Origin of the sequence: Dokdonia sp. Hel_I_63, assembly GCF_007827285.1 — a bacterium.
Classification (GTDB): Bacteria; Bacteroidota; Bacteroidia; order Flavobacteriales; family Flavobacteriaceae; genus Dokdonia.
The window spans coordinates 659,092-674,177 of the sequence record NZ_VISD01000001.1 but is presented as its reverse complement, the minus strand read 5'-3'; the positions used below and the strand labels follow the sequence as shown (position 1 = coordinate 674,177).

General features: G+C 38.8%; 14 protein-coding genes. 11 read left to right on the top strand and 3 right to left on the bottom strand.

Translation table 11 applies throughout. From position 1 onward, the window contains the following. Positions 1–20: 20 nt before the first annotated feature. The 4 genes from JM84_RS03020 to hemF all read left to right on the top strand — a co-directional run bounded on the left by JM84_RS03020 (position 21) and on the right by hemF (position 3,590). Positions 21–479 carry a DUF6973 domain-containing protein gene (locus JM84_RS03020; protein ID WP_144782682.1) on the top strand — a complete coding sequence of 153 codons (459 nt, stop codon included), beginning with the start codon at positions 21–23 and terminating at the stop codon, positions 477–479. 66 nt (positions 480–545) lie between these two features. Beyond that, positions 546–1,901, top strand: coding sequence for a TrkH family potassium uptake protein (locus JM84_RS03015; RefSeq protein WP_144782680.1), 1,356 nt, complete (start codon positions 546–548; stop codon positions 1,899–1,901). A gap of 1 nt (position 1,902) precedes the next feature. Continuing rightward, the gene (locus JM84_RS03010) at positions 1,903–2,661 is read left to right on the top strand and encodes an EI24 domain-containing protein (protein WP_144782678.1); all 759 of its coding nucleotides are present in this window, start codon (positions 1,903–1,905) and stop codon (positions 2,659–2,661) included. Between the two features lie 23 nt (positions 2,662–2,684). Continuing rightward, a complete protein-coding gene (hemF, locus tag JM84_RS03005) occupies positions 2,685–3,590 on the top strand; it encodes an oxygen-dependent coproporphyrinogen oxidase (protein WP_144782676.1) in 906 nt (301 codons plus the stop codon). 88 nt (positions 3,591–3,678) lie between these two features. On the opposite strand, the gene JM84_RS03000 is transcribed toward hemF, so the two are convergent. Continuing rightward, positions 3,679–6,342 carry a DEAD/DEAH box helicase family protein gene (locus tag JM84_RS03000; RefSeq protein ID WP_144782674.1) on the bottom strand — a complete coding sequence of 888 codons (2,664 nt, stop codon included), beginning with the start codon at positions 6,340–6,342 and terminating at the stop codon, positions 3,679–3,681. 126 nt (positions 6,343–6,468) lie between these two features. Between JM84_RS03000 and hemB the strand changes: the two genes are divergently transcribed. Further along, the gene (hemB, locus tag JM84_RS02995; RefSeq protein ID WP_144782673.1) at positions 6,469–7,452 is read left to right on the top strand and encodes a porphobilinogen synthase; all 984 of its coding nucleotides are present in this window, start codon (positions 6,469–6,471) and stop codon (positions 7,450–7,452) included. Positions 7,453–7,475: 23 nt separating this feature from the next. Then, a complete protein-coding gene (locus JM84_RS02990; RefSeq protein WP_144782671.1) occupies positions 7,476–7,925 on the top strand; it encodes a DUF3291 domain-containing protein in 450 nt (149 codons plus the stop codon). 29 nt (positions 7,926–7,954) lie between these two features. Here JM84_RS02990 and JM84_RS02985 read toward each other — a convergent pair whose 3' ends face one another. Beyond that, a complete protein-coding gene (locus JM84_RS02985; RefSeq protein ID WP_144782669.1) occupies positions 7,955–8,626 on the bottom strand; it encodes an HAD family hydrolase in 672 nt (223 codons plus the stop codon). 184 nt (positions 8,627–8,810) lie between these two features. On the opposite strand from JM84_RS02985, the gene JM84_RS02980 reads away from it, so the two are divergent. After that, positions 8,811–9,926 carry a CNNM domain-containing protein gene (locus JM84_RS02980; protein WP_144782667.1) on the top strand — a complete coding sequence of 372 codons (1,116 nt, stop codon included), beginning with the start codon at positions 8,811–8,813 and terminating at the stop codon, positions 9,924–9,926. A 1-nt stretch (position 9,927) separates the two neighbouring features. On the opposite strand, the gene JM84_RS02975 is transcribed toward JM84_RS02980, so the two are convergent. Next, positions 9,928–12,120, bottom strand: coding sequence for a response regulator (locus JM84_RS02975; protein WP_013750551.1), 2,193 nt, complete (start codon positions 12,118–12,120; stop codon positions 9,928–9,930). Positions 12,121–12,249: 129 nt separating this feature from the next. Between JM84_RS02975 and JM84_RS02970 the strand changes: the two genes are divergently transcribed. From JM84_RS02970 to JM84_RS02955, 4 genes are all read left to right on the top strand, one after another. Next, positions 12,250–12,723 (top strand): methylated-DNA--[protein]-cysteine S-methyltransferase, encoded by a 474-nt coding sequence (locus JM84_RS02970; RefSeq protein ID WP_013750552.1) that lies wholly within the window; start codon positions 12,250–12,252, stop codon positions 12,721–12,723. Between the two features lie 64 nt (positions 12,724–12,787). Further along, complete coding sequence (locus tag JM84_RS02965) at positions 12,788–13,936, top strand: serine hydrolase domain-containing protein (protein WP_144782665.1); 1,149 nt, start codon at positions 12,788–12,790, stop codon at positions 13,934–13,936. Between the two features lie 121 nt (positions 13,937–14,057). Next, the gene (locus JM84_RS02960) at positions 14,058–14,774 is read left to right on the top strand and encodes a 3'-5' exonuclease (protein ID WP_144782664.1); all 717 of its coding nucleotides are present in this window, start codon (positions 14,058–14,060) and stop codon (positions 14,772–14,774) included. Positions 14,775–14,790: 16 nt separating this feature from the next. Then, complete coding sequence (locus JM84_RS02955; RefSeq protein WP_144782662.1) at positions 14,791–14,988, top strand: gliding motility protein GldL; 198 nt, start codon at positions 14,791–14,793, stop codon at positions 14,986–14,988. Positions 14,989–15,086 lie beyond the last annotated feature (98 nt).

Genomic DNA, 15,086 nt, shown 5'->3' with positions numbered 1-15,086 from the left:
TCTGGGCTGTTGTCAAATCTATGGATTTTAAACAGCTGTGGAGTCTTTTTTGGCTCAGTGCGCGCCATCCTCGGTTTGTAATTCCTACCATAATGGGAACGCGTAAAACCATTGCTATATGCAATAAACATTATAGCAAGAAGCACCACCTCAACGGCCCAGAAAATGCTTTTAGACACGCCCTGTGGAATATGCTTATCGTACACCTTAGTGTGCAACGAGGCTTGCCACTGCAGCGCTCGCTGGCGTGGGCAAAACGGTTTACAGACTGGCACGAAGATTTTTCTCCTAACGCACCCTTAGAACGTGCGATGGACTTGCATAACAACCGCGTGGGGCGCGACCTCATCACTAGTCTTTGCGGGCAAGACGAAGAGCAACTGGTGACACAACTACTGGAGATGGTCCCGCTTTCGCGAAAGCGTACTACCCTAAAAGAAATCAAGCGTTGTGACACAGTACTGGTTCACTTAAAGTGATAATTTAACCATATGTAAACAGGCTATGGAGGGCAAAACAAATACTTTTGAGTATAATTTCTAGCTATGAGAACATTCTACAATAAGCTGAGTTTACGATACACCGCACTTAAAAGGAGCTGGACGCCGCAACAAAATTTATTTTATGGTTTTCTCACATATGTTTTAGTAGGAACTTTACTCCTGAGCTTGCCTTGGTTACAAAAGACGAGTGCCTCAATACTAGATCATCTTTTTATTGCAACCTCTGCAGTGAGTACTACGGGGCTGGTTACGATGTCTATTTTTGACTCATATAACATAGGAGGACAATTTGTTATAATGGCACTTTTCCAGCTGGGAGGTATAGGTTACTTGACCTTTACTACATTTATGCTGCTATCTACTACCCATAAAATAACACCCTGGCATAAAAGTATTCTCAATACAGAGTTTACATTACCCGTTACTATACGTATCAAAGACTTTTTAAAATCTGTAGTATTGTATACGGTAATTATGGAAGTTCTAGGTGCCATATTATTCTTTATTGCTTTTAAGTCAGATGGTATGGGAACGGGAGAGGCAATCTGGTCATCTATTTTTCATAGTATAAGTGCTTTTTGTACCGCTGGTTTTAGTCTTTTTAATAGTGGATTTACACCTTACGTAGATAATGGACTCATAAACTTTACCATATCAATGCTCGCTATTTGCGGTTCCCTAGGTTTTATTGTGATTACAGACGTGGGCTTATGGGTAAAAAACAGAACACACTCGCTTAGCTTTACAACAAAGATTGTCGCAATAGGTTCGCTTATACTTCTAACTTTTGGATACTTATTTTTTTACTTCTTAGAGCCGTCCATCTCAAGCCTGAGTGGGTCAGCTCGAGTGAGTGCTGCATTTTTTCAATCTATGACCGCAATGACTACAGTAGGTTTTAATACTGTTGACTTTGGTGCTTTTGTATTACCTATGTTACTTGTAACTATATTTTTGATGTACATAGGCGCCTCTCCTTCTGGTACAGCTGGAGGTATGAAAATTACGACACTTACTGCCGTATTTGCCATAATGAAAAGCCGACTCAAAGGATCTAAAAACATCACCTTCTTAGGAAAACGCATTCCTTATGAGCGATTATACGTAGCAACATCATCTTTTATATTTTATACAACACTTATTTTTGTAGGGACGTTTATACTCACCTTCTCAGAAGATTTTGATTTTGAAAATATTTTATTTGAAGTGGCCTCTGCACTTGGTACTGTGGGTGTGAGTACTGGGATTACTGGAGATTTAAGCAGTATAGGTAAGATTATTATCATAATCCTTATGTTTATAGGTCGACTAGGTGTACTTACCTTTGGCCTCGCCATTTGGTCAAAAGGAATCACAAAGGAAGACAGAGAAGTTCTCAAAGAAGATATAGCAGTATAATATGATAAAAGGCATCTTAAACGGATTACAAACGTATAAATCATCATTTGGGTTAATCTCAAAGCTGGGGCTTTGGAAGTATTTTGCCATCCCAATGGCTATAAGTCTTATTACTGCCTCAATGATTGCAGCATCTGCTTGGGGTTTTTCTGATAATATAGGTCACTGGGTAGAGCAAATCTGGCCTTGGGAAACGGGAAGACACGCCTTTTTTATATTTGCAGAAATAGTAAGCGCACTGCTCATTATCGCCATAGGCCTTATCTTGTATAAGCACATTATTATGGCACTGAGCGCGCCATTTATGAGCCCTGTTTCAGAAAAAATAGAAGCTCACCTTAAAGGAGAAAATCACACCCATAGAGACACCTCAAACACCGAACAACTTATACGAGGCATACGCATAAACGTGCGTAACTTGGGTCTAGAACTGCTTATCACACTACCTATCTTACTGCTCAATTTTATCCCAATTATAGGGAGTATTGCTGCCACTATTTTACTATTTCTTACACAAGCTTACTACGCAGGTTTTGGTAATATGGATTACACACTGGAACGTCATTTTAAGTATAGAGAAAGCGTAGATTTTGTAAAAAGAAACAAGGGCCAAGCCATAGGTAATGGTATTGTATTTATGCTGTTTCTTATCATCCCACTTGTGGGAATTATACTCGTTTTGCCCATCTCTGTAACTGCCGCAACTGTGCAAACTATAAAGCTGCTCGATAAAGACCATAATACTAGCTTGACTACATAGGTCACCACCTAAAAAAACATATAATGAAAGAACAATTTGTAGCCTACATCCTCAATCTTCAAGATCAAATTACTTCTAGACTGGAGCAATTAGACGGAAAAGCAACATTTCAAGAAGATAACTGGAAACGTCCAGAAGGTGGTGGTGGTCGCACGCGCGTCATTGAAAATGGTAACATCTTCGAAAAAGGCGGTGTAAACACTTCACAAGTTCACGGCGAACTTCCGAAGGCGATGCAACAATATTTTGGCGTAGAAGATGCAAATTTCTTTGCCTGCGGACTCTCACTGGTCTTGCACCCTACAAGCCCAATGGTGCCTACGGTGCACGCAAACTGGCGTTATTTTGAGATGTATGATAAGGAAGGAAATATTGTAGATCAATGGTTTGGTGGAGGGCAAGACCTCACTCCTTATTACCTTTTTGATGAAGATGCAACGCACTTTCACCAGACGTGTAAAACCGCTTGTGATAAACATGATGCAGACTTTTATCCTAAATATAAAGCACGTTGTGATGAGTATTTTTACAACGCACACCGCAATGAAGGTCGCGGTATAGGAGGCTTATTTTTTGACTATTGTAAAGCTACCGAAGAGCGTTCTATGCAAGACTGGTACAATTTTGTGACCACTGTGGGCGACAGTTTCTTAGAGGCATATGTCCCTATTGTGGAGCGTAGAAAAGACACCGCTTTCGCGAAAGAACAAAAAGACTGGCAAGAAGTACGCCGTGGTCGTTACGTAGAATTTAACCTCGTACACGATAAAGGAACCCTCTTTGGGCTAAAAACTAATGGCCGCATTGAGAGTATCTTAATGAGCCTTCCTCCCGTAGTACAGTGGAAATATGATCACCACCCAGCACCTGGAAGTGAAGAAGAACGATTAATAAAAGTGCTGCAGGAGCCAAAGGAGTGGGTTTCTTAAAAACCAAAACTACTTATTGGTCATAAATTACTGTGTGTGCGACTGATGACCAATGAGTCTTCACTTTTTCGCGAAAGCGAAAAACCCCTTACCTCCAGATAGCAGACGTTTTTGTCTTGAGGCCATTCTCGGTGTTCAAATAATGAAAACGTGCTTTAAGTAATTGCTTCCTGCCGTCTCGTGTTCTTGTAAAAGTCAGTCGTGCGTCATCACTCACAAAAATCTTCCAATATCTATAAAATAGGGAGGCATCTTTCTTATTTGTTGTAAATATGGAGGGTACGCTGTAGTAATTTGCAAGTCCAAATTTCTCTTGAAACCAACCCGATTGTTCAATCATATAGCGTGCATTATCTACGGGTTCTAGAAGTTCTTGCAGGCAGTTTACAAAGAGTATTTCCTCCTTTGCCGTGGCGCCTGTGAGAAAACAAGCAATCTCCCCGTTAGGTAAATACTCTACGCCGAGCTTCATTTGTTGTAGTTGGGTGGTAATGAGTAATCGCTCACGCAGTGACTTTAATACCACTTGTCCCATTTTATACACTTGCTTATCGATCCGACCAAATTTAATATACTTGACAATCGCCTTGTAGGTTTTAGGCGCTAACGCGAGAACAATAGAGCCAATGGTAGCGTATATAAAAAACAACATTCCCTTAGAAAAATAGCTTCCTACATTATTAATTATTATCTCTGGGATAGTCATAGTAATAACAGCTCCTAGCTGCATAAAACTATACTTTACAGCATCTTTATAATAGACCTTGTGCGTTTCGGCTTCTTTCTTCTTGCTACTTGGGCTAAAATCAAACTTTAGTTCTCGTACAAGTAACTTTCCAGTCCCTATAGCTTTATTCCAGCGCTCTTTAATATGGCTTCTGTTTGCTGCTAGCTGGAGCATTTTTTCATTAATCGTCTCCTTGTTAATTGTGGTTGTAGGCAGTGCAAACCGGTCGGCGCCATTTTCTATAAAAGGATCATTTTCAAGGGAGACTCCGCAAAAGGCGTCAAAACGTTTTACAAGTTTTGCCACATCTTCACCACCGCCATCAATGGTAGGATCTATACACGCGAGATGCCAGATGGAAGCCACTTTATCTGGATTACTAGATTGTACGCGTATAGCACGACCACGCATTTGATTAGACATAACAAAAGAGCTTACGTAGGAACCAAGTACTAAAGTATTAATAGCAGGAGCATCCCATCCTTCTCCTAGCAAGGCAGCGGTGCCTACCAGAATTTGTATGTGACCATCTGTAAATAACTGTGTAATGACACTCACAATAATACTCTTTGCTCGTTCCTTTGTTTTTACAATGATAAAATCCGTTCCATCAAGAGGCGTGATGGTATAATCATCATTTGAAAGTACTTTGACGATTTCTCTTTCTAAGTGTTTATGTACAATGACAAGTGTACCCGTGAGAACAGCTAGTTTTTCTAATTTGTTTATTCCGTGAGAGCGTTCTACTACTTGTGCAAGCGAGTGTCGTAGGTGATGAAAAATAGGAACAACACCAAGTTTATTTATATCTGCTAGGTCATCGTTTACGCTTTCTAAGAATTCCTTGCGTACATAATCCGTGAGGATTACTGCGCGTAAATCTTCACCCATTCCTTGGGCTTCAAAATCTATAATCTCGCAAATACTTTTAAGCTTATTAGGACTTTGCGCAAGTGATTTATAAAGCTGGCGCTCTCCTTTAAAGTTCACCCGGTTATTCTCAAAGGCACCTACCCTACGCAACTGCTTTTCTACATCCAGCAGCATCTCTTCGTCTTCTATAAATAGTTCTCTATCTGTAACGAGTATAGGTTGTAATAATCGCTCTGCCCATTCTTGATTAAAAAGTGGTAATTGTGCCTTCTCTGTGTCTACTCCAATGACCTCAATTTTCTCTTTTGGGATCTCATGACCACGTGCTTGAAGGTACACGAGAATGGCAACGTAAAAATCTGGTTTCTCATAGATAGGATCAAGTAATCCATCTGTCAAAGTGTACAAAGTATGTTCTAAAACGAACGTTCCAAAATTATCATTTTCTACTAACGAATCAATGAAAACCTTTGATTTTACTCGGTATTTCAAAATGTATTGAATTTGAGCTTCGTCTGGTTCGGAGAAATAAATGTAATCTTGATGCGCGCATAGATTTCCTTCTCTTACTAATTCTGGAACGCTTATTTCAATATCTATCGGACCGCATAATTGGAAATATTTGGATATTTCTCGTTGCTCACTATCATATGGTGGTGTAGCGGTCAACGCAGTGAGTGTTCCCTCTAGTTTTTTGAGGGCAAAAAGTGGTTTCCACCACTCGTTTTTAAGGTGATGTGCTTCGTCTAATACAATATGTTTGATGCCCGCTTCCGCGAAAAAAGCTACCAGCCGATTCATATCGCCTTCCATTTCATTTTTTGAAAAAGCATGTAGTGATTGGTAAGTAGCAAAAGTGATGTGTGCAGGCTCTTTTATATTTCGCGAAAGCGGAATAGTACAATCTTCCTCGCTCACAAAACACTCAAACATGCGTTGCTCCCATTGATTACGTATCGTAATTGTAGGTGCAAGCACAAGCGTTTTCTCGTTTACACGACGCATCATCTCGAGTCCAAGTACTGTTTTACCAGATCCTGGAGGTGCAACTACATGCAAATGGTTGTCTGCAATGTGATCATTAAAGTCCTTTAAGAAGCGCTCTTGATACGTGCGCCACGGGTAGATAAAATGAAAGGCTTCTTTAAGCAAAGGGAGTGGTAAATTAATTGGTAAATTTGTTTAAATATAAGGCACACAATTCGATGTACGAACGACTATTTGTAAAAGAGTTGTGGTCACCTAACTAGACGATTATAAATCTATACACCTCTTTTTATGCTACGCAGAAATCGCAGACTACGCACCTCAGAAGCTATACGTTCTATCGTGCGCGAGACATACATCACTCCTAATGATTTTATTGTTCCACTTTTTGTGGTGGAAGGCAAGGGTGTGAAAGAAGAAATAAACTCTATGCCTGGATATTACAGGTATAGCTTAGAGCTCATAGCCAAAGAGGTAAAAGAGTTGTGGTCAATGGGATTAAAATCTGTTTTGCTTTTTGTAAAAGTGCAAGATAACCTTAAAGACAACTCTGGAACAGAGGCTCTTAATAGTGACGGACTTATGCAGCGTGCAATTAGGACGGTTAAGGATGCATGTCCAGAAATGGTTGTGATGACAGATGTGGCATTAGATCCGTATTCTTCTTTTGGCCACGATGGAATTGTAGGTAACGGAGAGATTGTAAATGACGATACAGCCGCTGTTCTTGCCGAAATGGGACTAAGCCACGCTCGCGCTGGTGCAGATATTCTTGCACCAAGTGATATGATGGACGGTCGTATTTTTGAAATGCGTAGCCTCCTTGAAGACGAAGGTTTTTATAACACTGGCATTATGAGCTATAGCGCAAAGTATGCGAGCTCTTTTTATGGCCCTTTCCGTGATGCATTGGATAGCGCCCCTGTTGATCTCAAAGATGTTCCAAAGGATAAGAAAACATATCAGATGGATTTTGCAAATCGTGATGAGGCGATTAAAGAAACACTCATGGATGTAGAAGAAGGAGCAGATATTGTAATGGTCAAACCAGGACTATGTTACCTAGATATTGTGCGTGATTTACGAGAAGCAGTAAATGTACCTATTGCTGTATATCAAGTGAGTGGCGAGTATGCAATGCTCAAAGCCGCTGCCGAAAAAGGTTGGCTAGATCACGATAGCGTGATGATGGAGCAAGTAATCGCTATTAAACGTGCAGGAGCAACCATGATGGCGAGTTACTTTGCAAAAGATGTTGTGAAGCTGATTAGTTAATTGACACAACTAGACGCAATTATATGAACTACCACCTCGCTCAAGTAAACGTTGCCCGCATGAAAGGGGTCTCTATAAATGATCCCGAGATGAAGGATTTTAGAGATCATACAAATGAGGTAAACGTGCTTGCAGAAGAATCTAAAGGTTTTGTGTGGCGGGATGTTTTTGATGAGAATGCCACACCTCAACCCAATGCGCTAGCCGATGAGCAAGTGCTTATAAATTTCTCTGTATGGGAGGATGTAGAGTCGCTTAGAGCATATACCTATACGACGTTCCACACGGCTATTATGAAACGCCAAAAGGAATGGTTTCAAAAGTATGGTGAGGCACACTATGCGCTATGGTGGATAGAAGCCGGAACCACTCCCACAGAAAAAGAGGCGATTGAAAGACTTGCTTATCTCCAAGAAAATGGTGCTAGTGAGCACGCATTTACTTTTAAAGAAGTTTTTGAAAAGCCTGTGTAAACTTTCCGCTTTCGCGAAAAAATGAGTTTCTAGAAAGAAAAACGCGATTCAATATGTGCTCGTGCTTCTCTTAAATCTATGTAGAGCGCATCTGCTCTTTGCAACCGCTTATGTTGTGTAGTATCATGTTGTACTATTAAACACTGCAATCCTGCGTCTTTTGCAGAAGTCATACCGCTGTGTGTATCTTCTATAGCGATACAATTTTCTGGCTGGAGGCCTAGATCACTAAGTGCTTTGAGGTAAGACTCTGGATTAGGTTTTGTATCCATTACATCTGAGGAAGTCACTGTAATCTCAAAAAAGTGTGCGAGATCTTCCTTACCAAAAATAATATCTACCATCTCACGATCACTTCCTGTAACAAGCGCTAGTGTAATTCCTTTATCTCTATAATAATTGAGCGTCTCTATTGCATGAGGCATAAATGTAACTGGCGAGTTACGAAGATTTTTATAAGACAACGCTTCTTTTTTCTTAAGCGTTTCTTCAAATGGAACATCAAGATTATGTTCCTTGATAATTTGCTCTAATGCATAATAAGCGGGCTTTCCAGCCATAGTTGCCGCATATTCTTCCCAAGAATACTCGATATTAAACGGCTCAAGAAGCTCATTAAATGCATCAAAATGAAGCGACTCTGAGTTTACTAAAGTTCCGTCAAAATCAAAAAGTACTGCCTTTAATTCTTGCTTTTTCATATCTAATTATAAGAGATGCGAACCTACCCAAAAATCAAGGGTTTGGTCTTAAATTATTGTTATGATTTAGGACTGGTATGATTAATTACGCTTTCGCGAAAGCGTGCCCACATATAAAGTACGTCTAACACCACTAAAGTATCGTCGCTTTTTCCCTACATTTACATAAAACAATCTCTTTATTATGGGTCAATTACTGTTGTGGGCAACTATATCAATCTTTTTTTCATTCTTGTGTTCTATACTTGAAGCTGTACTTCTGAGTGTGACACCTACGTTTATAAACATCAAGAAAAACGAGGGAAAAGCCTATGCCGAAACTCTTGAAGAGCTTAAAAAAGATGTAGATAAACCGCTTATCGCAATCCTTACTCTAAATACGCTTGCCCATACTGTGGGTGCAATGATGGTGGGTACTGTCGCTGCAGATTTATACCCAGAATTTGTTATTAACCTTGGATTTACAGAGATCAACTTTCTTGGTTTTGTATCTGCTCTAATGACGCTACTTATCTTAATTGCGAGTGAGATTATACCAAAAACTATAGGTGCAAAATTCTGGAAGTCTCTTGCAAATTTTTCGGCTAAGACGCTCACAATTATGGTGGCCAGTTTAAAATACACAGGTGTTTTATGGTTACTACAGCTTTTTACGCGTATGGTAGGTGGCGGTGGTCATCACGAGAGTGTATTGAGCCGTGAGGACTTTACTGCAATGGCACAAATGGCAGGTGAAGATGGTGTTTTTGAAGAAAGCGAATCAAAAATACTTAACAACCTTCTTACATTTAAAGAGGTGCTTACTAAAGATATTATGACGCCTCGCACCGTGATAAAAATGGCAGACGCATCAACCACCGTTGCCGACTTTTTTGCTGAGAATCAATCATTACGTTTTTCTCGTATTCCTATTTTTGAAGGAACAAGAGATCATATCACGGGTATTGTGTTAAAAAGCGAAGTGTATCGTGAGATGGCTTTAGACAAACATTTAACTACTTTAAAGGAGATAGAACGTCCTATTCTTGTTACAAAGCGCAATCTGCCTATTCCAGATTTATTTGATCAGCTTATTTCTACTAAAAACCATGTCGCGCTAGTAGTGGATGAGTATGGAACTATGAGTGGTCTCGTTACCATGGAAGACGTTATTGAAACTTTACTAGGACTAGAAATTATGGATGAAAGCGACAGCGTTGCCGACTTGCAAACCCTAGCTAGAAAAAACTGGCAAAAGCGCGCAAAGACTTTAGGTCTTTATGATGACAGCAATCCAGAAAATAAGCCTTCTGATGTATAAATCAATTTAGAAGCTCTTCTCCAGTAGGTAAAATTGTTTGTGCCTTTTTGTTTTTTATGTTACGAAGTATCACACTTAAGAATAGAGATACATCATAAGGCTTTACTAGTATGTCATCCATACCGGCTTTGTAGATTTTATGGCGTATTTCATCTATCTCTACGGCTGTAAGTGCGACTATTGGTATACTCGTATTAAATTTTCTAATATCCTTAGTTGCCTCAATACCATCTTTTTTAGGCATGTGAATGTCCATAAGAATTAAGTCATACATTCCGTTTTGAGCCATCCTTACTGCCTCTATACCATCGCTAGCGAGATCGCATGAAAACCCTTTATTTTCAAGTAGTTTTTGAGTAATCTTTTGATTAATACGGTTATCATCTACCACTAAGAGATGTGTTCCCTGAAGTGTGTGTATACTCTCTATTGTATCAATTTGTTGTTGCCCTACAGAAGCTATTCCCGTGGCTTTCTCTAGGTTAATTACAAATGAGAAAGTTGCTCCATTTCCTTCTTCGCTTACTAACGTAATATCGCTATCGTAAAGCGCTAGTAGTTTCTTCACAATAGGTAAACCTAAACCAGTACCTTGATAATTGTAGTTTTTATTTTCTACCTGAGAGAACTCTTCAAAAATACTTTGCTGGCTATTTTTTGGAATTCCCATCCCATCATCTTCTATGTTAAATGCTGTTCTATATAGCCCATCTGCGGTAATAGACTCCTTTTTTATACGAACCCATATATTTCCATTTTCATTAAATTTAATGGCATTCCCTATGAGATTCATTAAAATTTGAGAAAGCCTTACTGAGTCTCCTACAAGTTGGTTAGGAAGGTCTTTATCAATCTCTAAATGTAATTTATTATTATTTTGCTCTAGACTAAATTCAAATGAATGCGTGATACTCCTTAAAAGTGTATTAAGTTTAAAAGGTGTATGCTCGAGCTTAATATTTTTTGCTTCCATTTTACTCATAAGAAGCACATCGTTAATGAGTGCGAGCAGATAATCTGCCGAGAATTTAAGCGATCTCAAATCATGCCTATGCTTGTTTACCTCTGTATCTTCAAGTAGGATTGAGGCAATCCCTATCACTCCATAAAGCGGTGTACGCAGCTCATGGCTAATTGTTGAGAAGAATTGAGTTTTAAGTTTAGAAAGTTCTTCGGCGTCATTCTTTGCTTTTTCTAGTTGCTTATTTTTTTCGCGTAAGCGTAATAAGTTTTGCTTGCGTGCTCGATACAATGTGAAAATTATAAAAAGCGCCACAAGTAGTATGGATGAAGCAAAAAGAAGCGCCGTTGTCGTTTTAAGCGAACTCTCGGCTACTTGATCCAATAATTCTTTTTCTTTTGTGGCTATCTCAAGGTCACGTTCATTTTCTCGAGAGTAAAACTGTGCGCTTGCAACCTGCAATTCCTTCTGGCTTTCATTTTTAAAAACCTCATTTGCTAGCTGTAACTGTCGTTGTGAGTGGTAGTATGCCGCCTCAAAATTTTTATTGCTTTCATAAAATTTTGCAAGTTGCTTTTGAGCTTCCTCCTCTTCGGCAACTAGGCCTTCTGAAAAACTGATTTCTATCGCTTCCATAAAAGCGTCTTCGGCGAGCGTTTCTTGTTTACTACTAGTGTAATATCTTCCTAGTAATGTGAGCACTCTTGCGCGGCTTTTACGGTCTAAGGAATCTCTTAAACTTGCAAATTTAGCTTGCATTAAAGCAGGGTATGCTTCGTCAAAATTTTCTTGCTTTAAATACAGTGTAGCGAGGTTTATGCGCGCGCCAAGTGACTTATCTGAGCCATCAAATTTTTCTATTAACTGGATATTTTTCTGCAAGTAGTTAATCGCCTTGTCTTGATACCCCTCAGAAGATGCGTATAACTTTCCTAAATCATTGTAAGAAGATGCTAGTAGTGTATCATTTTTAAGTTCTTGTGCTATCACAAGTGCTTTTTCAAAAACATCTCGTGATTTTACCGTGTCTTGCAATGACAAATACACGTTGCCTAGAATGGAGTAACCACTATACTGCTTGTTTTTATCATCTTGTTTTTGTGCTCTTTTTAGAACATCATCTAGGGTCTGGATAGCGCTTTTATACTCCTGATTCTGCAATTGGATAGCAGCGAGATCTAATGTAATGCTCTGATAATTTTCTATATCTTGAGACGGCGTTTGTGCCATCATTATTAAAGAAAATAAGCTAAAAACCAGATAAGTAAGGTGTTGCGCGAGCCGCATATGTAGATATTATAATCCATAAAAGTACTGATTGGCAGTAAGATAAACAACACCTTAATTGGTATATTTGAGATAATGGAACACGCAATTATAGCCACACCTATAGGATTATTAGAGTTAAAAGCCTCTAGCGATGGCCTGAGTTCTGTATTATTTATAGAAACAGATGCGTTACCCACTACGATAATTCCAAAAGTACTTGATGATGCTGTAGCCCAACTTCTAGAATACTTTGCTGGAGAACGCACTACTTTTTCCCTCAAGCTCGATCCGTCAGGTACAGATTTTCAACGTCGAGTTTGGAGAGAGTTAGAGGCTATACCATTTGGAAAAACAACCTCGTATCTAGCGATGGCAAAACAGCTAGGCGACCCTAAAGTAATACGTGCAGCAGCAAGCGCAAATGGTAAGAACCCCATTTCTATAATCATTCCTTGTCATCGCGTGATAGGCAGCGATGGCTCTCTAACGGGTTATGCTGGCGGATTACATCGTAAAAAATGGCTGCTTGAACATGAAAGTCCCGTTACTCAGGGTTCGTTGTTTTGAGGTAAAGGTTTCAATCTCGCTTTCGCGAAAGCAAAAAATCATTTTCCCATCCCTATATAACATTATGAAATATTTAAAGAAAACAATTAAAGGTCTCGTCCTAATATTCGCACTTATCGTGGCTGCCTTATATATTACTGATTATGATTACATCCTAAAAGGGGTACGAGTGGTATATATGACAGGCCACACAACTGCTTATATAGATGATTATCCTAGTTTTGAAAATGACATTATACAAAATGGTACTGTACAACCATGGGAGCAGCATGATGCCTATAACACCATAAATGCTACTAGCGAGCTTACTGAAATTAATGATGAGTTAGGTACAGTTGCTTTCCTTATCATTAAAAATGACAGCATCGTATATGAAAAATACGAAGAAGATTATAGCCCTAGCTCTCAAACAAATTCCTTCTCAATGGCAAAAAGTGTTACAAGTGCTATGCTGGGAAAGGCAATAAAAGATGGCTTTATAAAAGATCTTAATCAACCAGTGGGTGATTTTTTTCCTCAATTTTCAGATAGCGCAATGACAGTGGGTGACCTATCTTCCATGGCCTCTGGTCTTAACTGGAATGAAAGTTATACAAGCCCATTCAGTCTTACTGCAAGGTCTTATTATGATGATAATCTCGCCGAAACAATTCTTAATCTTAAAGTCACTGAAACCCCAGGTCAGTCTGTAAAATATTTAAGTGGCAATACACAATTACTTGGGATGGTTATTCAGGAAGCTACAGGGCAGCCACTAGCTCAGTATCTCTCTCAAAATTTCTGGAAACCTATGGGAATGGAACAAAACGCGCTATGGCAAGTAGATGATAAAAACAATAGACTTGCAAAAACATATTGCTGTATAGCCAGTAATGCGCGAGATTTTGCTCGTTTTGGAAAATTATATATGAATCAAGGAAAATGGAATGGCAAACAAATATTAGACCCAAAGTTTGTATCTACTAGTATAACCCCACGATTTCAAGAGGATGATCATTATGGTTATGGATTTTGGCTAAGTAATTACAGGGATAAAAAAATATTTGCAATGCGTGGGATTTTAGGTCAATATGTAATCACGATTCCCGAAGACAACCTAATCATTGTAAGATTAGGGCATAAGCGAGGAGCATTTACCCCTGGGGCATCATTTACGCAAGACTTTTATGATTACATTGATGCTACTTATGAAATGACTCAAAGCTTACAGTAATATATACATTCAAATTTTATTGTATCTTAACTTACTGATTTTCAATAAATAGTTAATTTTTATAGCTTTATCAGTTTAAATAAATATCTATGAGGCTTCACACAAATTACTTTAAATATAAATGATAGATACGCTACAACTAGAACATATTCTTTTTCTTGATATTGAGACTGTACCTCAGCATGCTTCTTATGATAATCTTGATGAAACTGAAAAGTTCCTTTATGCAGATAAAACAAAGTATTTGCGCAAAGATGAGCACACTCCAGAGACTTTTTATGAACGCGCTGGGATATGGGCAGAGTTTGGAAAAATCGTGTGTATTTCTGTAGGTTATTTTAACGCTAGTGTAGCAGGCAAGAGATTTAGAACCACCTCTTTTGCCGAAGATGATGAAGCAATTCTCCTCAATGATTTTAAAACCTTACTAAAAACGCATTTTAATGGCAAGCATCACCTTCTTTGCGCCCATAATGGTAAGGAGTTTGACTTTCCATATATCGCTCGTAGGATGATTATAAATGGCGTTACATTGCCTCATAAGCTTAACCTCTTTGGGAAAAAACCTTGGGAGATACCTCACATTGACACCTTAGATTTATGGAAGTTTGGAGATTATAAACACTACACTTCTTTAAAACTGCTCACAAAAATTCTCGGTATTCCTTCTCCCAAGGATGACATAGATGGCAGCCAGGTAAGGGCAGTTTATTACGAAGAAAAGGATATCAAACGTATTGTAGTATATTGTGAAAAAGATACCGTTGCTGTTGCTCAAATTGTATTGAGGCTGCGCAACGAGAAACTACTCGAAGAGAGTGAAATCATTTCTGTATAACTAATTACTACTCATCATGAAGGTAAAACACATTTTAACCATATTTATTCTAGGGCTCATTTGCACTGTATTAGGTGCTCTATTTAAGGTTATGCACTGGCCATTAGCACCAGGATTATTAAGTGGCGGTACGTTTTTACAGGTCATTGCAGGAATACTAGGTATCTGGAAAATATACACCACAGAAGAATTTAAGAAATTTCTCAATAAGTGATAATATTGTTTTATTAAGTTGAGTACGCTTTCGCGAAAGCGTAATTATTCACATAGAAAAAGCCCGATATCAATTTGATATCGGGCTTTTCTTTATAG